The 19,237-nt window shown below is 41.1% G+C and carries 17 protein-coding genes and 1 tRNA gene; 10 read left to right on the top strand and 8 right to left on the bottom strand.

Translation table 11 applies throughout. The features are described from left to right. Window positions 1-85: 85 nt before the first annotated feature. Window positions 86-161, bottom strand: a tRNA-Asn gene (locus MMP72_RS05550). A gap of 236 nt (window positions 162-397) precedes the next feature. On the opposite strand from MMP72_RS05550, the gene MMP72_RS05545 reads away from it, so the two are divergent. Then, window positions 398-829: a hypothetical protein gene (locus MMP72_RS05545; protein ID WP_241315631.1), complete on the top strand. Its 432-nt coding sequence runs from the start codon at window positions 398-400 to the stop codon at window positions 827-829. A gap of 111 nt (window positions 830-940) precedes the next feature. On the opposite strand, the gene MMP72_RS05540 is transcribed toward MMP72_RS05545, so the two are convergent. Beyond that, on the bottom strand, window positions 941-2,176 hold the full coding sequence (locus MMP72_RS05540) for a pyridoxal phosphate-dependent aminotransferase (protein ID WP_241315323.1): 1,236 nt from the start codon (window positions 2,174-2,176) through the stop codon (window positions 941-943). Between the two features lie 213 nt (window positions 2,177-2,389). On the opposite strand from MMP72_RS05540, the gene MMP72_RS05535 reads away from it, so the two are divergent. Further along, entirely contained in the window at window positions 2,390-2,569 is a 180-nt protein-coding gene (locus tag MMP72_RS05535) for a hypothetical protein (RefSeq protein WP_130161147.1), read from the top strand. Between the two features lie 106 nt (window positions 2,570-2,675). On the opposite strand, the gene MMP72_RS05530 is transcribed toward MMP72_RS05535, so the two are convergent. Further along, a complete protein-coding gene (locus MMP72_RS05530; RefSeq protein ID WP_241315321.1) occupies window positions 2,676-3,473 on the bottom strand; it encodes a hypothetical protein in 798 nt (265 codons plus the stop codon). 176 nt (window positions 3,474-3,649) lie between these two features. Here MMP72_RS05530 and uvrB point away from each other — a divergent pair, with 176 nt between their 5' ends. From uvrB to proB, 8 genes are all read left to right on the top strand, one after another. Continuing rightward, on the top strand, window positions 3,650-5,674 hold the full coding sequence (uvrB, locus tag MMP72_RS05525) for an excinuclease ABC subunit UvrB (protein WP_241315319.1): 2,025 nt from the start codon (window positions 3,650-3,652) through the stop codon (window positions 5,672-5,674). A 121-nt stretch (window positions 5,675-5,795) separates the two neighbouring features. Beyond that, window positions 5,796-6,380 (top strand): lipocalin family protein, encoded by a 585-nt coding sequence (locus tag MMP72_RS05520; RefSeq protein ID WP_241315317.1) that lies wholly within the window; start codon window positions 5,796-5,798, stop codon window positions 6,378-6,380. A 112-nt stretch (window positions 6,381-6,492) separates the two neighbouring features. Further along, window positions 6,493-7,428 (top strand): EamA family transporter RarD, encoded by a 936-nt coding sequence (gene rarD, locus MMP72_RS05515; RefSeq protein ID WP_241315315.1) that lies wholly within the window; start codon window positions 6,493-6,495, stop codon window positions 7,426-7,428. 278 nt (window positions 7,429-7,706) lie between these two features. Next, on the top strand, window positions 7,707-9,164 hold the full coding sequence (locus tag MMP72_RS05510) for a glyceraldehyde-3-phosphate dehydrogenase (RefSeq protein WP_241315313.1): 1,458 nt from the start codon (window positions 7,707-7,709) through the stop codon (window positions 9,162-9,164). A gap of 133 nt (window positions 9,165-9,297) precedes the next feature. Next, window positions 9,298-10,041, top strand: a complete 744-nt coding sequence (locus tag MMP72_RS05505; protein ID WP_241315311.1) for an MFS transporter — start codon at window positions 9,298-9,300, stop codon at window positions 10,039-10,041. Then, the gene (locus tag MMP72_RS05500) at window positions 10,041-10,721 is read left to right on the top strand and encodes a hypothetical protein (protein WP_241315309.1); all 681 of its coding nucleotides are present in this window, start codon (window positions 10,041-10,043) and stop codon (window positions 10,719-10,721) included. The genes MMP72_RS05505 and MMP72_RS05500 overlap by 1 nt, the downstream gene beginning before the upstream one ends. A 115-nt stretch (window positions 10,722-10,836) precedes the next feature. Beyond that, complete coding sequence (cgtA, locus tag MMP72_RS05495; protein ID WP_241315307.1) at window positions 10,837-12,054, top strand: Obg family GTPase CgtA; 1,218 nt, start codon at window positions 10,837-10,839, stop codon at window positions 12,052-12,054. 79 nt (window positions 12,055-12,133) lie between these two features. Further along, window positions 12,134-13,267: a glutamate 5-kinase gene (gene proB, locus MMP72_RS05490; RefSeq protein WP_241315305.1), complete on the top strand. Its 1,134-nt coding sequence runs from the start codon at window positions 12,134-12,136 to the stop codon at window positions 13,265-13,267. Window positions 13,268-13,347: 80 nt separating this feature from the next. On the opposite strand, the gene MMP72_RS05485 is transcribed toward proB, so the two are convergent. The 5 genes from MMP72_RS05485 to MMP72_RS05465 all read right to left on the bottom strand — a co-directional run bounded on the left by MMP72_RS05485 (window position 13,348) and on the right by MMP72_RS05465 (window position 19,193). Beyond that, window positions 13,348-14,985, bottom strand: coding sequence for an iron ABC transporter permease (locus MMP72_RS05485; protein ID WP_241315303.1), 1,638 nt, complete (start codon window positions 14,983-14,985; stop codon window positions 13,348-13,350). Window positions 14,986-15,074: 89 nt separating this feature from the next. After that, on the bottom strand, window positions 15,075-16,091 hold the full coding sequence (locus tag MMP72_RS05480; RefSeq protein WP_241315301.1) for an extracellular solute-binding protein: 1,017 nt from the start codon (window positions 16,089-16,091) through the stop codon (window positions 15,075-15,077). A 25-nt stretch (window positions 16,092-16,116) separates the two neighbouring features. Further along, window positions 16,117-17,238, bottom strand: coding sequence for an ABC transporter ATP-binding protein (locus MMP72_RS05475; RefSeq protein ID WP_241315299.1), 1,122 nt, complete (start codon window positions 17,236-17,238; stop codon window positions 16,117-16,119). A 168-nt stretch (window positions 17,239-17,406) separates the two neighbouring features. Then, entirely contained in the window at window positions 17,407-18,516 is a 1,110-nt protein-coding gene (locus MMP72_RS05470; RefSeq protein ID WP_241315298.1) for an alpha-hydroxy acid oxidase, read from the bottom strand. Next, window positions 18,513-19,193, bottom strand: coding sequence for a Fe2+-dependent dioxygenase (locus MMP72_RS05465; protein ID WP_241315296.1), 681 nt, complete (start codon window positions 19,191-19,193; stop codon window positions 18,513-18,515). The genes MMP72_RS05470 and MMP72_RS05465 overlap by 4 nt, the downstream gene beginning before the upstream one ends. Between the last annotated feature and the right edge of the window lie 44 nt (window positions 19,194-19,237).

Genomic DNA, 19,237 nt, shown 5'->3' with positions numbered 1-19,237 from the left:
ACCTCTGATTGTCAGAGGTTTTTTTATTTCTATTTTTATTGGGCAATAAAAAGCCCATATCATTGATATGGGCTTTTTAGAATCTTGGCTCTCCCACCTGGGCTCGAACCAGGGACCTGCGGATTAACAGTCCGTCGCTCTACCGACTGAGCTATGGGAGAATCTGACAGCCATTATATGCGGCTTTTAAAATCGGTCAAGTCAAAAGTGTCATGTTCTCTTCATTTTTGTGTTGTATGCTTCTTATTTGCACAATTAACCATAAATAGAAAAAAATACTTGAAACTTGATGGTGTGATTGCTAGATTTAAATCAGAAAGAGCGTTTAGATATTGATCTAGACAGTGTGGATTTAACCCTACTTGCCAGCACTAAAATGGCTAAACCGGAGGTCAAAATGACTATTCTTCGTATTCAATCTATTTTTTCAAATCTATCTTTTTATCAAGAAAACTATCTGGATATCCTTCAAGATCCTGAGCGTTATTACACACCCGTTGAAAGCTCATTTCTCAATACCTTCCCATTTAAACAACAAGCTTTGTTCTTGGGGGATTTGTTGCAATTGTGGTTTGGTAATAAATGGAAAATCATAGACTCAAGTAATTTATTGAGTCAAAAAAATCCACTCAGCGTAAATCAACAAAGCCCTTTGTATTTATTCCAACTTGGTGGCGAGTTGATTCTGGGTACAAATACCGCATTGGCTTGGTCTGTAGCAGAACAGAAGGTTGTTACAGTACAAGTAAAAAGTATTTGGCAATATGCCGTGTTCAGTCATTTATGCACTCGACCGAAAGATTTTAAAGAAAAGCAGGCCATTGCTTAAATGCTTGTTTATCTTTGAATCAGAATTAAGCGTTTGAGTGGACGTTTAATCAAACAATAAAAAAGGAAACTCCATTGAGAAGTTTCCTTTCATTTAAAGCCAGAGCGTTGATTATTTCGCAGTTTTTTCTGCTTCGATAGACGCAATTGCAGCATCTACACCATCAATCGAATCGGCTGCTTTTTTGATACGCGCGAGCGCATCAACTAATACTTCGTCAGCCGTTGCATAAGAAATACGCATAAAACCACCTAAACCAAATGCATCACCAGGAACAACGGCAACGCCAGTTTCTTCCAGTAACCATTCAGAAAATTCTGTGCAAGATTTTAGACCTTTGGCACGAATTAAAGGACGGATATTGGCATAAGCGTAGAATGCACCATCTGCTGTTAAGCAAGAAATACCATTGATTTCATTCAAGCCATTGACCACTAAATCGTGACGGCGTTTGAATGCTTCAATCATTGGTTTAAGGACATCTTGTGAACCATTCAATGCTGCTTCGGCTGCAATTTGTGAAATAGAGGTTGGGTTAGAGGTTGATTGCGATTGGATCTTCTTCATAGCCCCAATAATTTTCGCAGGACCCGCTGCATAACCAATACGCCAGCCTGTCATAGCATAGGCTTTTGATACACCATTTAAGACGATGGTGCGGTCATATAGATCAGGCGCAACTGTCGCAATGTTGTAAAATTCATCTTCCCAACGAATCGGTTCATACATATCGTCAGAAGCAACATAGACTTGTGGATGACGACGAAGTACTTCAGCCAAAGCTTCTAATTCAGCTTTGGTGTAGATCATGCCAGTTGGGTTAGACGGACTATTTAATACGACTAAACGAGTGTTTGGTGTAATCGCAGCTTCTAATTGTTCTGGGGTGATTTTAAAGCATTGCTCTTCACCACATTTGACAATAACAGGTATACCTTCAGCAATAATCACCATATCTGGATAGCTTACCCAAAATGGAGCAGGGATGATGACTTCATCGCCTTTGTTGAGCAAAGCAAGTGCTAAGTTAAAGAAGCTTTGCTTACCGCCACAAGATACTAAAATTTGGTTGGCTTGATAGTCTAAATTATTGTCCCGTTTTAATTTTGCAATAATTGCTTTTTTTAAGCTTGGAGTACCGTCTACGGCTGTATATTTGGTAAAGCCTTTATTAATCGCTTCAATTGCAGCATCTTTGATATGTTGGGGGGTATCAAAGTCTGGTTCGCCTGCACCTAAACCAATCACGTTTTTACCAGCAGCTTTAAGTTCCGCAGCTTTGTTGGTCACTGCAAGTGTAGGAGATGGTTTGATGGCATTGACACGATCAGAGAGACGTACGTCCACGGCATTATTCCTTCTTATGGGATTAAAAATAAAAAAGCATGTTATCTTAGCTTAAATAGAAATGATTGTGGTTGAAACCTGCCTTAATCGTATAAAAAGTTACCAAATTGTAAGTATTGGTTTGGTTCTCATTTTTTTCATATTTTATTTTTATCATCCTCACAAAAATCTATTACAATAGTGGGCAGAAATTTAGATTTCGAGAGAATTTCAATGAGTGATCAACAACCAAAAGCCAAAAAAGCTTTGGTCAAATTACCTTTCCCGATGCCTTCGGCACAAGATGACTCTGATGATGCTGTGCATAATCAGGTCCGTCCAAAGCCTGAACAATATGCAGATCGAACTTGGATGCCACCGCGTGGTACTCGTCGTTCGATGGGTAAGCGCTAGAGAAACCCTAAAAGGATACCTTCAATAAAGGTATCCTTTTTTGTTGCTGATTTAAGGTTTTATACAGTAACGGTTTGGGCTTGATCCGCATGTCGTTGAAGTTGGTTTATTTGTGACGATTGATTGGATGTTGAATGGTAATCTCGTCACGCCAAAGTTTGATAAAGTCTTGTTCATCGATGTCATAAAGTTCCATCAGGGCAATAATCACACTGACAAAGATCATCGCGCCTTCGGTGTTATCTTGAAAATGGAAAATTTTTCCATTTAGCTTGCCCAAAATATCATTAATTTCATGTTCACGTCCGCGTCCATAACGATCGCGTGGATAGAGTTCTTCATTTAGTACGATTAATGCAATGGCTTTTTCAGCAGGTGATAATTGGGTTTTATCTAAGGCTTCTGTAAAGGATTCATAGCCGTGATTGAAATAGAAAATGACATCATCGGTGATAAAGGCATGTACTGTATCTGCTGTTAAGTCTGGAAATTGTGAAACAGCATCTTCTTCAATATATGGACGGAATGATTCAGGAAAAATGACGTTTGAGTGAATGCCCTTAAATAAAGGTGCAATTTCCGACACTTTATAACCTGCAATTCCACATCCCAATGCGGTTAAAAAATATTTCATTTTGGGATGATTTTCTGCGTAGATTTTAAAATCATCAACATAATGTTCAATTTGTGAAAGTGGCATCTGCTGAATGTGTTCATTCAATGTGGGAATAGCAAAACTCTGACCAGCCCAGCCACGTCCAACACCTTTCACCGCCGCAAAGTGTTGTGCTGCAACACGCGCTGCGCCGCTGTCATGTTGACCTGCAAGGTTGCTACCAAATACAAAAACGGTATCTTCAGGCAGTTCGGTAACAATGCTTTCATCGTGGTATTGGTATGGCATATTTTTATCATTAAAATTGTGTATGGGTTCATGTTGCAACTGATTGTATAGATGGTCAAGTGAAATATACGAAATTCAATCACACAAAAGATTTCATAAATCATCTATGAAAGACTTTAAATTGATTGGGTTTTGCCCCATAAATAGGAATCAAGTTTTAGTGTGGGAATGAGTTTGTGAACGAAAACCAACCTTTCGAGTTAGTGACGAGTTATCAACCTGCGGGCGATCAACCACAGGCGATTGAAAAATTGGTCAGTGGAATTGAACAAGGTTTTCGTAATCAGTTGCTACTTGGTGTGACGGGTTCAGGTAAGACCTATACGATGGCAAATGTCATTGCCCAAACCCAACGTCCAACCATCGTCATGGCACATAACAAAACACTTGCAGCTCAACTGTATGGTGAGTTCAAATCATTTTTCCCGAACAATGCGGTCGAGTATTTCGTGAGTTATTACGATTACTATCAACCCGAAGCGTATGTGCCGTCATCAGATACTTTTATTGAAAAAGATTCGGCAATTAATGATCATATCGACCAAATGCGTCTCTCGGCAACACGCGCATTATTAGAACGTCGAGATGCGATTATCGTGGCATCTGTTTCTGCTATTTATGGTTTGGGTGATCCAAATGCGTATATGCAGATGTTGTTACATATCGTACAAGGCGATCGGATCGGTCGTGATGACATCATTCGTCGTTTAGTTGAAATGCAATATACCCGTAATGAACTGGAGTTTTTACGTGGTACTTATCGTATTCGTGGCGAAATCATTGATATTTTCCCTGCGGAATCAGATCAGGATGCGATTCGCGTTGAATTGTTTGATGATGAAGTCGATTCGATTCGTTGGTTTGATCCTTTGACTGGAAAACTGGTACGTAAAGTCCCACGAGTTACCATTTACCCAAAAAGCCATTATGTCACACCAAAAGACCATTTAACCCGTGCGATTGACACCATCAAAGATGAGTTGCAGGATCAGCTTAAGTTTTTCCGTGAGCATGACAAATTGCTTGAAGCGCAACGGATCGAGCAACGTACTCGTTATGACTTGGAAATGATGCAGCAATTAGGCTATACCAATGGCATTGAAAACTATTCACGTCATTTGTCAGGACGCCCATCAGGTGAAGCCCCCCCGACATTATTTGATTATATTCCAGAAGATGCTTTGCTGATTATTGATGAATCACATGTCACAGTTCCACAAATTGGCGCAATGTACAAAGGCGATCGTTCACGTAAAGAAAACTTGGTGAATTATGGTTTCCGATTACCAAGTGCATTGGATAATCGTCCAATGAAATTTGAAGAATGGGAACGAATTGTACCGACAACCGTTTATGTCAGTGCAACCCCTGCACGATATGAAATGGAAAAATCTGAACAGATCGTAGAGCAGGTGGTACGTCCAACGGGTTTGATTGATCCTGAAATTGAAGTGCGTCCAGTATTGACCCAAGTTGATGATGTTCTATCAGAGATTAATATTCGTAAGCACTTGAATGAGCGTGTGCTTGTGACGACTTTGACCAAACGTATGGCCGAAGACTTAACCTCCTATTTAAAAGAATATGGCGTGAAAGTTGCGTATTTACACTCGGACATTGATACGGTTGAACGCGTTAAAATTATCCATGATCTAAGAACAGGGGTGCACGATGTTCTGATCGGGATTAACTTGCTCCGTGAAGGTTTAGACATGCCAGAAGTTTCTTTGGTGGCGATTTTAGATGCCGATAAAGAAGGTTTCTTGCGTTCAGAACGATCATTGATTCAAACCATTGGGCGTGCGGCACGTAATGTGAAAGGGAAGGCCATTTTATATGCGGATCGTATTACTGATTCGATGCGAAAAGCCATTGATGAAACGGATCGACGTCGCGCCAAACAAGTTGAATTTAACCAATTGCATGGTATTACGCCACGCAGTACCGTTCGCCAAACAATTAAAGAAATTGATTCAGGTGAGGTGTTAAGCGATGATCAGATCGATGACAAAGTGCTCGATCAAGCTCAAGCCATGAGTGCTGATGAACAACATCTTTTGTCTGATCCAAAATTGTTTGCGAAGCATATTGGTAAACTTGAAAAGGAAATGTTGAAAGCCTCTAAAGAGTTACAGTTTGAGCAGGCAGCTAGGCTGCGTGATGAAATTGTGCGTTTAAAAGCATATATGTTGCAATCATAATTGAGGAGAAAAATTCTCAGGAGTGATACATTTCTCAACAGTTTTTGTTTATAAAATAGGCTAGCTTAATAAGCTAACTATATGACTATTTATAACAAATTTCTGTTTTTGAGGATTTATCATGCCATTGATTAAAACTTTCCCAAAATCGAGTTGGCGTTTAGCAAAGATTGCAGTTGGTGGCGTGGTCCTCACAGGTTTGGCGATCGGAACATTTGCTTATGCTCAGTCAAAGCCTTTGCCTACTGTTGAAAAAGTAGAATTGGATAAGTATTTGGGTATTTGGTATGAGGTGGCACGTAAACCCATATTCTTTGAGCGTAAGTGTGCTTATAACATTTCAGCCACATATACGGTGAATGAAAATGGCAATATCGTGGTGGATAATAAATGCTACGATATCGATGGAAATTTACAGCAAAGTTTAGGCGAAGCCTTTATTGCAAATGCGCCATTTAACAGCAAATTGCGTGTCAGCTTTTTACCAGAAGGTGTGCGTTGGATCCCCGTTGGTCGTGGGGATTACTGGATTTTAAAATTGGATAGTGAATATCAAACGGTGTTGGTGGGTGAGCCACGCCGTAAGCATTTATGGATACTGTCGCGGACACCAACACTCAATCAAGAAACGATCCATGAATATCTAAATTATGCCAAAACGGTTGGCTATGATATTAGTGATGTGATTTTTCCTGAATATCGTTAAATAAGAGATATACGCAATGAAAACCATGCTTGCATGGTTTTTTTATGTCTATATAGTGGATAAATCACGCATTGGCTAGAGATTGTTTTTCTGGCATAGATATGAGGTCAAAATGTTTAAAGGTATTGTTTATTCAGTTTTGGCCTCCGTAACTTTTGGTGTTCTATATTTTTATACTCAACTGTTAGGTGCATTTGATAGCGAACAAACTTTTGGTTGGCGTATCATCGCGACTTTGCCATTTTTAACCTTATTTATGTGGTCAAGTGGTGATTTGACGCATATCAAAACAATTTTCAAACGAATTCTAGCCAAGCCAAGTTTATTATTGCTCTTAATGACGACGTCTGTGCTTACCTCTGTGCAATTGTGGTTGTTCTTATGGGGACCAATGCATGGTCGCGGTTTGCAAGTTTCATTGGGTTATTTCCTATTGCCGCTGATTTTAGTTTTGGCAGGAAGTGTGTTGTACGGTGAAAAGCTATCAAAGCTGCAATATGTCGCAGTGGCTTTGGCGATGTTTGGTGTGGGACATGAGTTTTGGCGCTTAGGCAGCATTGCTTGGGAAACCGCTTTAGTCGCTATTGGCTATACAGCGTATTTTGTGATTCGTAAAAAAATTCAAACGGATAATTTAGGCGGTTTTTGGTGGGATTTATTGTTGATCCTTCCTGTTGCGATTTTCTTTATTCAAACTGGGGATACTCCATATTTGAAGTTCTTCGAGTATCCAAGTCTTATTGCCGTCGTCATCGGGCTGGGTTTCTTAAGCGCAATTGGTTTGGGAAGCTATATTTTAGCAAGCCGTTATCTGCCACTGATTATTTTTGGTTTATTGGGCTATTTAGAACCTGTACTTTTAGCACTTGTTGCGCTGGCATTGGGAGAGAAAATAGGCGCAGAAGAATGGTTCACCTATATTCCAATTTGGTTGGCTGTACTGGTTTTAGTGATTGAAGGGACTATACATGTGTTTCAGCAGAGGCGACGAAAGCAACATTTGGAGCTGAATTTAAAGCAGTACCCAAAACGTTTGGGTGATGACTAACTGGATAGAAATATGGGAATACAACCATAGTCTTTAGGCAAGCAACCTATTGGCAATATTGCAGTTAAGAAAACAAATCGTTTCTATTGTGATGATTGAAAAAGATTTTTACCTAAAATCACAAAAATAATTATAGGTATTTTATGAATTTATGGTTAATTGCGACAAAATCTCAACAAGTTAAGCAGCTTTTGATTCAATCTTGATGATAATTCTATTACAATTAGGCGTTTTTAAAATTCACGCCCAGTATAGATATTAAATTAGAGGACGTAACTGTGAGCAAAGACACTATTGTTGCCCTACACGCAGAACATCAAGGCCGTTGGAAAAACCGTGAAGAAATCGCGGAACATATGATTGCATTGATTGGTCAATTATATCGTGAGAAGAATATTGTTGTTTCTGTTTACGGTCGTTCTTTAATCAACCGTTCAGTAATCCAGATTTTAAAATCACATCGTCGTACACGTATGCTTGATGTTGAGCTTTCAGTGGTAAATACCTTCCCAATCTTGGAAGCGTTAATGAAAGTTGAAAACATTGGTTCTGCTGAAGTCGATATCGGTAAACTTGCGGTTGAATATAAAAATGAAGGTGGTGATGTAGACGCTTTTGTTGCAAAAGCTGTGGCATCAATCGAAGGTAAAGCGACTTCTGAACAACCGAAAGATGTCGTGCTTTATGGTTTTGGTCGTATTGGTCGTATCCTAGCGCGTTTAATTATCAGCCAATCAGGTTTAGGCCGTGGTTTAAGCCTTAAAGCAATCGTTGTGCGTAAATCATCTGATGGTGACCTCGCAAAACGTGCTTCATTATTACGCCGTGACTCTATTCACGGTACTTTTGCAGGGACGATCTCTGTTGATGAAGAAAATGAAGCAATCATTGCCAATGGTAACTTCATCAAAGTGATTTATGCATCAAGCCCAAGCGAAGTTGACTACACTGCTTATGGCATCAACAATGCACTTTTAATCGACAATACTGGTAAATGGCGTGATGCTGAAGGTCTTAGCCAACATTTGAAATGCCCAGGCGTTGCACGTGTTGTATTGACTGCGCCGAGTAAAGGCGAAATGAAAAACGTCGTATTTGGTGTAAACAATACTGATATTCTAGATGAAGACAAAATCATCTCGGCTGCAAGCTGTACGACCAACGCAATTACACCAGTATTAAAAGTTTTAGATGACAAATACAAAGTATTAAATGGTCATGTTGAAACAGTTCACTCATTCACAAATGACCAGAACTTGATTGATAACTATCACAAAGCTGATCGTCGTGGTCGTGCTGCAACGTTGAACATGGTGATCACTGAGACTGGTGCTGCGAAAGCAGTTGCGAAAGCATTACCAGGTCTTAAAGGTAAGTTAACAGGTAACTCTGTTCGTGTACCTACACCAAACGTATCGCTTGCAATCTTGAACTTGAATTTAGAGAAAGAAATTGATCGTGAAGAAGTGAACGAATACATTCGTCAAATCTCGATTAACTCTAGCTTACAAGGTCAAATTGGTTATACCAACTCAAGTGAAGTGGTATCAAGCGACTTTATCGGTTCACGTACTGCGGGTGTGTTTGATGCTCAAGCAACAATCACTTCAGGTACTCGTTTAACGGCTTATGTTTGGTACGATAACGAAGTGGGTTATAGCTGCCAAGTATTACGTATCGCAGAGCAAATGTGTGGCGTAAACTATACAAAAATTCCTGCTGAAACAAATGCATAATTTATCTTTTAGATAAAGATAAAAACCCAGTTTCGACTGGGTTTTTTATTGACTGTACAGAATACAAGCAGATTAAAACACAAAAATCGTTGAGAATAATGAGAAAGGGAATCGATTCGTTAGGAATACTTCATTGTTGCAGTTTAAACGTATATTTGCAGTTTTTGCTTTGATTGTTATTGCCAACTTGTGTGGCGTCTATATCGCGATGTGGGTGTTTAAACACTTTAATATCAATATTCCATTGAAAGATCAGCAAGTTGCGATTGATTTGCAAGAGCCTTTACAGGTTCGGGTAAAAGTAAAAGATGCTTTGGATGTAGAGGTCAATGGTCGTGTCGATGCGCAAATTCCGATTAATGAACAATTAAATGTTGCTTTAACTCAGACGCTCACACCTCGCGTTTATTTTGATAGCTTGGTTCCGATTAGTACCATGATTCCAGTTCAAGAGGTCATTAAGGTCAATCAAAATTTACCGATAGATACAACGGTACAGGTCAAAATCTTAGGCAAAGACGTCACATTGCCTTTAAAAGGCTCTATTCCTTTGCAACTGGATGTGCCGATTGATATCCAAGTGCCCCTACAGCAGAAAGTACATTTAAAATTTGATGCACCTGTCAAAACAGTTTTAAAAGAGAATTTAAATATTCCATTGCAAACACAACTCAATGCCAATATTCCAATTCAAGGTAAATTGAATGTACCGATTACCTCAGAATTAAATGCCTCTGTTGATGTCAAGAATACTCTGCCTGTCAAAATTGCACAGGGTGAACTAAAAATTCCACTGTCGAGTATGTATTTGGATCGTGTGCAATCTCAGTCTGTCGATGCAAATCTAAATAAAAAAGATGAGAAAGTGGGTGAGTGATGCTGATGCTTAAATCATTTAAAAGTGTGCTGATCAGTTTTGTCATTTTAACCACTTTGGTTGCGATCTTGTTTTGGTTCTATCTTAATATTCAAGCCTCAGTGATGGTGTCTGCACAGCAAGCAGACATTCGCTTGCCTGAGTCACTCTCGACCAAGATTCAGGTTGGGGATCATCTACAGGTCAAATCTGAGGGTGAGTTGAAGAGCACGTTGATGATGGATCGTACTTTGCAGTTACCTTTGCAGGGTAAATACTTAGCAGATCTAAGTTTTGAAGTAGAAACACCGATTACGGTAAATATTGATTATGAGACCACACTTAAAGTCGATCAGATGATGCCAATCGAGACCACAACAGATCTCATTTATCAGAAAAAGCTTTTGCCTCAATTTCCTTTAAAATTAAATATTCCGGTAAAGTTGGACATTCCATTTCAGTTGAAGCGTGCGTATACCGTACCGGTAAAAATTGTATTTGATGGACCTGTTCATTTTGCTTTTGATGAATCAATCAATTTACCGATTAAACATCAATTTAATCCGAGTTTTTATATCAACGATACAATCAATATGAATGAGATTTCATCGTTCAATGCCACCATGTTTAACTCGGTGCAAGAGACAAAAGCAAATTTAGAGATGCAAATGGACCTGCCATTGAAGAATGTGAGACCTTAAAAGAATGAAATCACACTTTTTTGCTGCCTAAAGCACATTTGCTGATTTTAACATTCGAGAAATTTATGAAAATGTGGCAAAATATCCCGTTTTACAGAATTTAGAGGATTGGCACATGCGCTTTGTTGATGAAGCAGTCATAACCGTAGAGGCTGGCGACGGTGGCAATGGCGTAGCTAGTTTTCGCCGTGAAAAATTTGTCCCTTTTGGTGGCCCAGATGGGGGAGATGGGGGACGTGGTGGAAGTATTTATATCCAAGCCGACGACGATACCAGTACACTTGTAGACTTCCGTTATACGCGTCGCTATCGTGCAGAACGTGGTAAAAATGGTTCTGGCGCGAACTGTTCAGGACGTGGCGGCGATGACGTTATTTTAAAAGTTCCAGTCGGTACCACGATTGTTGATATCGAATCTGGTGACATTATTGGTGACTTAGTGGCCGATGGTCAGCGCGTCAAAGTTGCTCAAGGTGGTGATGGTGGTCTCGGTAATACCCACTTTAAATCATCAACCAACCGCGCACCACGTAAAAGTACCACAGGGATTAAAGGTGAATATCGTGAAGTACGTTTAGAATTAAAAGTACTCGCGGATGTGGGCTTGTTGGGTATGCCGAATGCGGGTAAATCAACGCTCATTCGTGCTGTCAGTGCAGCAAAGCCAAAGGTTGCCGATTATCCATTTACCACGATGGTGCCGAACCTCGGTGTGGTGGATGCAGATCGTCATCGTTCATTTGTCATGGCTGATATTCCAGGATTGATCGAAGGTGCAGCAGAAGGTGCTGGTCTAGGGATTCGTTTCCTTAAACATTTGGCGCGTACTCGTATTCTGCTACATATCGTGGATGTGGAGCCGATTGATGGTTCTGATCCAGCGCATAATGCCAAAGTCATTGCGGCTGAGTTAGAGAAATTCTCTCCAACCCTAGCTAAACTTCCAGTTGTTCTTGTACTGAACAAGCTTGATCAAATTGCTGAAGATTCAAGAGAAGAGTGGTGTCAGCATATCCTTGATGAATTGCAGTGGACAGGACCAGTGTTCAAAACTTCTGGCTTACTTGCTGAAGGTACTAAAGAAGTCGTTTATTACCTCATGGATCAAATCGAACAACAACGTGAACGCGAAGTTGAAGATCCAGAGTATGCAGCAGAGATCAAGGCATTCCGTGAGCAGCTTGAAGCTGAGACACGTGAACAAACCATCGCCGCGAAAGAGGCTTATCGTGCAATGCGTAAGGCTCAGCGTGAAGCTGATCTGAACGATGATGAAGACGACTTTGATGATGAAGACGATGGCGATGTAGAAAGCGTCTATATTCGTGACTAAGTTTTGATGAACCCCCTTTGATTCCCTCTGATTGAGATGCGTTAGTCGCATCTCAGGGGAAAGTAAAATTGAGGAAAAAATGATAGAAGTGGTCGATGTGCAACGTCAGCTTAATACGTGTAAACGAATCGTTGTTAAAATCGGATCATCTTTACTCACTGCAAATGGGCAAGGTTTAGATTTAAATGCAATTTCGCATTGGGCGAAACAAATTGCAGATCTACACAATGCTGGACATGAAATTATACTCGTGTCGTCTGGTGCAGTTGCAGAAGGGATGGTACGCATGAAATTTGCGAGTCGACCCACTGATCTTCCCAGTTTGCAAGCCTGTGCTGCCATTGGTCAAATGGGCTTGATTCATACATGGTCAAGCGTATTGGACCAGCATGGAATAAAAACAGCACAAGTTTTACTCACCCATGATGATCTCGCGGATCGTCGCCGTTATCTCAATTCTTGTGATGCGTTGCAAAATTTGATTGATTGGCGCGTAATTCCCGTGATTAATGAAAATGACACAGTATCAACAGACGAAATTCGTTTTGGTGATAATGATACTTTGGCGGCAATGGTTGCTGGTCAGGTACAGGCTGAGTTATTGATTATTTTGACCGATCAGCAAGGGATGTTCGACTCTGATCCGCGCAGTAATCCAAATGCGAAGCTGTTTTCTGCTGTACGTGCATTGGATGACAGTTTGTTTGAAATGGCAGGTGGTGGTGGTGTTTTTGGTCGTGGTGGTATGCTGACCAAGGTTCGTGCGGCACGATTAGCTGCACGTTCAGGTTGTCCAACATTGATTGCCAGTGGTGAAAGTGAGGGTGTACTTGCGCGTTTGATGGCTGGCGAAATGCTAGGTACTTTGTTCACCACTGATAATGATCGTGTCACTGCAAACAAAAAATGGTTGGCTGCACATTTGCAAACCGCAGGGCGTTTGGTGATTGATGATGGTGCTGTGGAAGCAATCAAACTCAAACATCGTAGTTTATTACCTGTCGGCGTCAAAGCGATTGAGGGGCATTTTGATCGTGGTGACGTGGTCGAATGTGTCGATCAAAAAGGGCAGCGCATCGCTGTTGGGCGGGTTAATTTTAGCTCCCGTTCAGCGGATATGGTTAAAGGGCTGAGTTCTGATAAAGTGCATCAGCTCTTGGGTGAGGCACGTTCACTGGAAATGATCCATCGTAATCATATGGCGATTTACTAATCTAGATATTGTTTTGTTTTGCTAGCATTAAAAAAGACTTCTCAATCAGAAGTCTTTTTTTGTTGAATGGCGCAGTCTTTTTATTTATGTTGTTGAATGTTTTTGCCCATACGTGCCAGTAAAATCACTGGAATCAGTCCCACCAACACAATCAGTAAGGCAGCAATCGCACCATCCTCATAAGTGCCTCTAGAGGCTTCAGCATAGAGTTGGGTGGCAAGGGTTTCCATATTGAGTGGTCTAAGCAATAGGGTGGCAGGTAATTCTTTCATACAGTCCACAAAGATCAATAATGCTGCTGAAATGATCGCAGGTCGTAACAGAGGCAAGTGAACCCGCCATAGCATGCCAAACCTATTCTGGCCTAAGTTCTGCGCTGCGTCATCAAAGACCCCGTGAATACGATTATAACCAGATTCGATTCCGCCAATTGCGATCGCGAGGAAACGGACACAGTAGGCATAGATGAGGGTAAAAGTCGTGCCTAAAAACAATAATCCTGTGTTAATCCCAAGTTTAAATTCAAGAAAGTCAGCGACAGCATGGTCGATCTTTCCTAAAGACAGCATCAACCCAATGGCAAGCACTGTACCTGGAATCGCATAACCCAAGCTGGATATGCGACTAAACCACGTGTTCTGACTAAAGCGAGCAGCACTGACGATCAAGAAACCAATAAAAATCGTGATCAAGGTCGCTAGGCTTGCCAAACTCAGTGTGTTTATTGAGGCTTGCAGTAAATAATCTGAGAAACCCGCGTACTGAAAGCGTTTATAAGATTCAACCAATAAATGACTGATTGGAATTAGAAAGCCAATACAGATCGGAATCAATCCAAGTCCGAGAAATAACAGCGCTTTACCTCCTGTGACTGCTTGTGCTGGCATCAGTCGGCTGCGCTGGGCTGAGTTCATATAACGTTGTTTACGTCGTCCCAGTCTTTCGATGATCACCAATAGGGTAATGATCATTAACATAAAGATCGCAATTTGAGCGGCACTCGCCAAATCAGATTGGTTGGTCCATGTTGAGTAGATGGATAATGTTAGTGTTTTAACGCCTAGGAACTCAGTTGCGCCAATATCATTAATGGTTTCCATTAAGGCTAAACTTGCACCGACAGCAATCGCAGGTCGTGCCAGTGGAATGGCGACACGTAAAAACACTTGATTTGGTTTTAATCCCAAACTACGCGCCACTTCAATCAGGCTAGCGGATTGCATCAAGAACATGGCGCGAGTACTTAAATAGACATAGGGATACAGCACAAAACTTAATAAAAAAATACATCCCCAGACGGAGCGAATGTTGGGAAACCACGATGGCTGTGCTTCCCAGCCAAACCAACTTGCGAATACACTTTGTAATGGTCCAATCGGATGTAAGATATCAATATAGCTATACGCAATAATATAGGTCGGTACTGCGAGGGGGAGTAATAGCGCCCAGTCTAAAAAGGCTCGACCCCGAAATTGGTAAGCAGTCACTAACCATGCGCTGCCTGTTCCAATGATAATGGTGAGTATACCGACCCCAAAGAGCAATAACGTGGTATCGATCAGTGTCGGTGGAAGCACATAACGAATCAGGTGTTCCCAAATATCACTATTACCTTGTAACGCCGTTACGATTAATGCCAATACAGGTAAACAGGCCAGCAGCGTCAATAACCCACTGAGTGAAAATAATAAATTAAAGGTATATTTCTTTTTCATCATTGAGGTATGAGTATGCTGAAAGGGAGGAAAGTTCAACTGTTTTTCTAAACAGGCAACAAGTCATTTGTCACCTGTCAGTCGGACAAGATTTAGTGATTAAATTGAACTTTATCGACTAAAAGATTGGCTGTTTTACGGTGACGTGCAATATCACTGAGTCGAATTTTATCCACATCGAGTTTACCAAAGCTGGCAATAATCGGATCAATTTTAACGCCAGGTTTAACTGGGTATTCAAAACCACTTTGTGCATAAATCGCTTGGGCATGATCAGATGCTAGAAACTCAAGTAGTTGAACCGCTTCTTTACGGTTTGGAGCATGTTTTGCTACGACTGCACCTGAAACGTTGACATGCGTTCCGCCATTTTTAAAACGCGGTAATACCACATTAATGGCATTGCCCCAACGTTGTTGCTCGGCATCGCCAGTACGCATTGTGCCGACATAATACGTGTTGGCAACACCGATATCACAGATCTTACCGAGAATGTCTCGTGCAACATCACGGTCACCACCGCTTGCTGGACGTGCCAAATTGGCTTTGACCCCACGTAACCATTGTTCAGTGGCTTTTTCGCCGTGGTGAGTGATGTAGGCAGCAATTAAACTGGTGTTATATGGATGGTTGCCTGAGCGAATACAAATTTTACCTTTCCATTTGGGATCAGCCAGATCTTCATAGTTGATTGCGCTGAGTGGGGTGCGATCTTTTGAGGCATATACGGCACGTGCACGCATAGATAGGGCATACCAGTGCCCATTTGCCGCGCGTAAATTCCCCGGAATGGAGCTATCTAAGACTTTTGAATTAACGCGTTGAGTTAAACCACTTTCAACGATATCGACTAAATTTCCAAAATCAACTGTGAGCATGACATCAGCAGGTGAGCGACGACCCTCAGCTTTGACACGTTCAAGCAAGCCGTCTTTGATGAAAACAGTATTCACCTTAACGCCCGTTTTTTCGCTAAATTCTTGTAAGAGCGGTTGAATCAAAACAGGTTCGCGCGTGGTATACAGATTGACTTGAGCTGCTTGTACCCAGCTACTACTGAGGGCAACGAGTCCTGTTAAAATAATATGACGCTTAGACAGTGCTTTCATTTTTTCTAATTCCTGATGATAAGGTTTAAACTTGGAGTGTTTGTTCAGTGAGTACGTTATCTGTGTTGATATGTTCATCTGATGTATAGAAGAAACATGTACTTAAATCTACTGATACATAAACTTGTTCTTGTTCAGCAAAATTTTGTTGATGGTCGACCTGAGCCAGTAATGGCGTATCGATAGTGTCAAGCTGTAAACGCAAGAGTTGCGTATGTCCCATGAAGCTAGATGAGATCACTTTTGCAACTAAACCTTCTTTGGTTGGTTCACTGAAAACATCAAACTGATGTGGGCGGAAACAGCACTGAATAGGCTGTTGAGTATCACTTAAATGTTGTGAGACAGGCACAGTTCCAAAGAGGGTGGTGAGTTGATGACCCAATCGCTGCGTTGGGATTTCATTTAAAGCCGAAAAATAACGTGCGGCAAATAAGGTTTTCGGTTGTAAATAAAGTTGTTTCGGGGTGCCGATCTGAATGATCTTGCCTTGGTGCATGAGAATAATTTGATCTGCAATTTGCAAGGCTTCTTCAGGATCATGGGTCACAATAATCGTTGTAGTTGCTGTTTTTTTTAAAACGTCAATTGTACTTTGTCTGATTTGATCACGTAAACGGTGATCAAGGTTGGAAAATGGTTCATCCATCAAGAGGACATAAGGTTTAGGGGCGAGGGCACGTGCCAAAGCCACACGTTGTTGCTCACCACCTGATAAGGTATAAGGGTAACTGTGTAGATGGTGATGCATCGAAACATGTTTTAGGGCTTGTTCTGCGATGCTTTGTCGTTGTTGTTTAGGGAGCTTTTTTAATCCAAACATGACATTTTCCAACACACTCAGGTGCGGAAAAAGTGCATAGTCCTGAAAAACTAAACCAATATTGCGGTCTTCTGCTGGGATTTGCTGTTGAGCATTCCATAAAATATTGTGTTCGAGTTGAATCGAGCCACTACTGGGCGTTTCTAAGCCTGCGATAAGGCGCAACATTGTGGTTTTTCCACAACCAGAATGTCCAAGCAAACAGATGATTTGCCCGCGGGTGGCTGACCATGTCGCTTGATTAACAGCAAAACGCGAGCCATATTGTTTGCTCAATTGCTGAATACTTAAGACATTGGCCTGAGGTGCAATATGAGCATTCATGGTCAATTCACAATATGATTTATTTGAACAAATAATAACTAATAATTCTTCTCATGTAGAGTCTTATTTCGGGAAAAATCGATATTACATGGAGATCCTTGTCAGCTAAAATCAACTTAATCGTTTTTACAGGTTAAAGATGGCATCCGACTTGAATATGTTGAGTCATCAAGGTTTCCATAAAATCTCCTGATTGATATCGGCCAGTGTTTTACAACCCGTTAATACCATCGCTGCTTCAAGTTCTGCTCGAAGAATGTGCATGACGTGTGCAACACCCAGTGCACCAGCTACAGCCAGTCCATAGATATAAGGTCGCCCAATCAATACCGCATTTGCACCGAGTGCCAGTGCTTTGATAATGTCAGTACCACGTCGAATGCCGCCGTCTAATAAAACGGGAATTTGCCCACCGATTGCTTGCGTAATTTTAGGCAGTGTATCAATGGTCGCAGGCTGGCTATCTAACATGCGTCCTCCATGATTTGAAACAATAATGCCATCAACACCATGTTCTAAAGCATATAGAGCATCTTGAGGCGTATTAATCCCCTTGAGCAAGATCGGTAATTTAGTGATCTTTCTTAGCCAGATCACATCTTGCCATGTTGCAGCTTGTGTCAATAAATGACTATCAAAAATAGCACTTTGCCCAACACTCGCATGGTGTGACTGGGGAAGTGGCATACCTTGTAAATTGACTGCTTGTATTTCAGGTGGAAGTTGAAAACCTGCGCGTTGTTCCCGATTGCGTGAACCATTGATCGGTGCATCGACGGTCAGCACCAAAGCTTTATAACCTGCTTGTTCTGCACGTTTGACCAATTGTTCAGTAAAGTCTCTATCATGTTGAATATAGAGTTGGAACCATAATGGAGCATGTGCATGCTGAGCCAATTGCTCTAATGAAATACTGGCTTGAGTACTGACCAGCATACCCGCTTTGACTGCGGATGCCGCAAGTACAGTGGCCAATTCTCCATCTGGATGTGCTAGTTTTTGGTAGGCAACAGGTGCAAGGAAAATAGGATATTCAAAATCTTGGCCAAATAACTCCAGCCGAGTATGTCCACCTGATAAATCTCGTAGAACTCGATTTTGTAATTTGATGCGAGAGTAGGCCAGAAGATTTTCTTGTAGTGTCAGTTCGTCCGCTGTTCCACCAGAAAGATATGCCCATGTTTGTTCAGACATAAACTCTCGCGCAAGATGTTGATAATCCGCCAAGGCTGCAATATGTGTAGGAATACGCTGGAGAGCTGGGCGTGGATAAATCATGTATTGGACCATTGTCTAAGTAAGTTGTGATATACCCCTGTAAGTTGATCGAGGTGATGTTGTTTGGTTTGTTCAGTCGCTAAATTCTGAATGGTTTGATCTAGGGTATATAAAAGACGACGTTGACTATCCTGACGGATGAGGCTTTGAATCCAGAAAAAAGCAGCAAATCGGGTGCCTTTGGTCACTGGTGTGACACGGTGCAAACTGGTGCTTGGATAAAGAATGAGACTGCCAGCAGCAAGTTTAACGGTTTTAGGATGTTCAAAATCCTCAATAATTAACTCACCGCCTTCATAGTCATCGGGATCACTTAAAAATAACGTTGCCGAAATATCTGAACGAACACGATGTGGTGTATTGGCAACAGATAATATTGCGCTATCGATATGATTGCCATAGTGCCCAGTATTTTCATAACGGTTAAAGCGAGGAGGAAAAATTTTTGCGGGCAGCGTTGCTGCTAAAAAATTTGGATTTTTGCTTAGAAGCCCTAGCAGTGCTTCACCTAACTGTTGCGATAATGGGTGGTGGTCTGCGAGTTGTTGATTATTTTTGATTTTTGCTGCCAAATGTCCTGCTGTCTTTTTACCGTCTTCCCATTCGGCTTCTTGTAATAATTTTTGAAAGAGCTGTCGTTGCTCAGTTGTTAAAACCTGATCGATTGAAAGAATCATATATGATCTGTCATGGTTAGATATTGTTGTTATTTTAATCATAA

Source organism: Acinetobacter sp. NIPH 2699, from assembly GCF_022549355.1.
Classification (GTDB): domain Bacteria; phylum Pseudomonadota; class Gammaproteobacteria; order Pseudomonadales; family Moraxellaceae; genus Acinetobacter.
This window is presented reverse-complemented; position numbering and strand designations above follow the sequence as displayed.

Bases quoted from the DNA above. Each gene is read 5' to 3' on its own strand.
- MMP72_RS05545 (WP_241315631.1), top strand. From the start codon at position 398: ATGACTATTCTTCGTATTCAATCTATTTTTTCAAATCTATCTTTTTAT.
- MMP72_RS05535 (WP_130161147.1), top strand. From the start codon at position 2,390: ATGAGTGATCAACAACCAAAAGCCAAAAAAGCTTTGGTCAAATTACCT.
- MMP72_RS05530 (WP_241315321.1), bottom strand. From the start codon at position 3,473: ATGCCATACCAATACCACGATGAAAGCATTGTTACCGAACTGCCTGAA.
- MMP72_RS05520 (WP_241315317.1), top strand. From the start codon at position 5,796: ATGCCATTGATTAAAACTTTCCCAAAATCGAGTTGGCGTTTAGCAAAG.
- rarD (WP_241315315.1), top strand. From the start codon at position 6,493: ATGTTTAAAGGTATTGTTTATTCAGTTTTGGCCTCCGTAACTTTTGGT.
- MMP72_RS05500 (WP_241315309.1), top strand. From the start codon at position 10,041: ATGCTGATGCTTAAATCATTTAAAAGTGTGCTGATCAGTTTTGTCATT.
- cgtA (WP_241315307.1), top strand. From the start codon at position 10,837: ATGCGCTTTGTTGATGAAGCAGTCATAACCGTAGAGGCTGGCGACGGT.
- proB (WP_241315305.1), top strand. From the start codon at position 12,134: ATGATAGAAGTGGTCGATGTGCAACGTCAGCTTAATACGTGTAAACGA.
- MMP72_RS05485 (WP_241315303.1), bottom strand. From the start codon at position 14,985: ATGATGAAAAAGAAATATACCTTTAATTTATTATTTTCACTCAGTGGG.
- MMP72_RS05480 (WP_241315301.1), bottom strand. From the start codon at position 16,091: ATGAAAGCACTGTCTAAGCGTCATATTATTTTAACAGGACTCGTTGCC.
- MMP72_RS05475 (WP_241315299.1), bottom strand. From the start codon at position 17,238: ATGAATGCTCATATTGCACCTCAGGCCAATGTCTTAAGTATTCAGCAA.
- MMP72_RS05470 (WP_241315298.1), bottom strand. From the start codon at position 18,516: ATGATTTATCCACGCCCAGCTCTCCAGCGTATTCCTACACATATTGCA.
- MMP72_RS05465 (WP_241315296.1), bottom strand. From the start codon at position 19,193: ATGATTCTTTCAATCGATCAGGTTTTAACAACTGAGCAACGACAGCTC.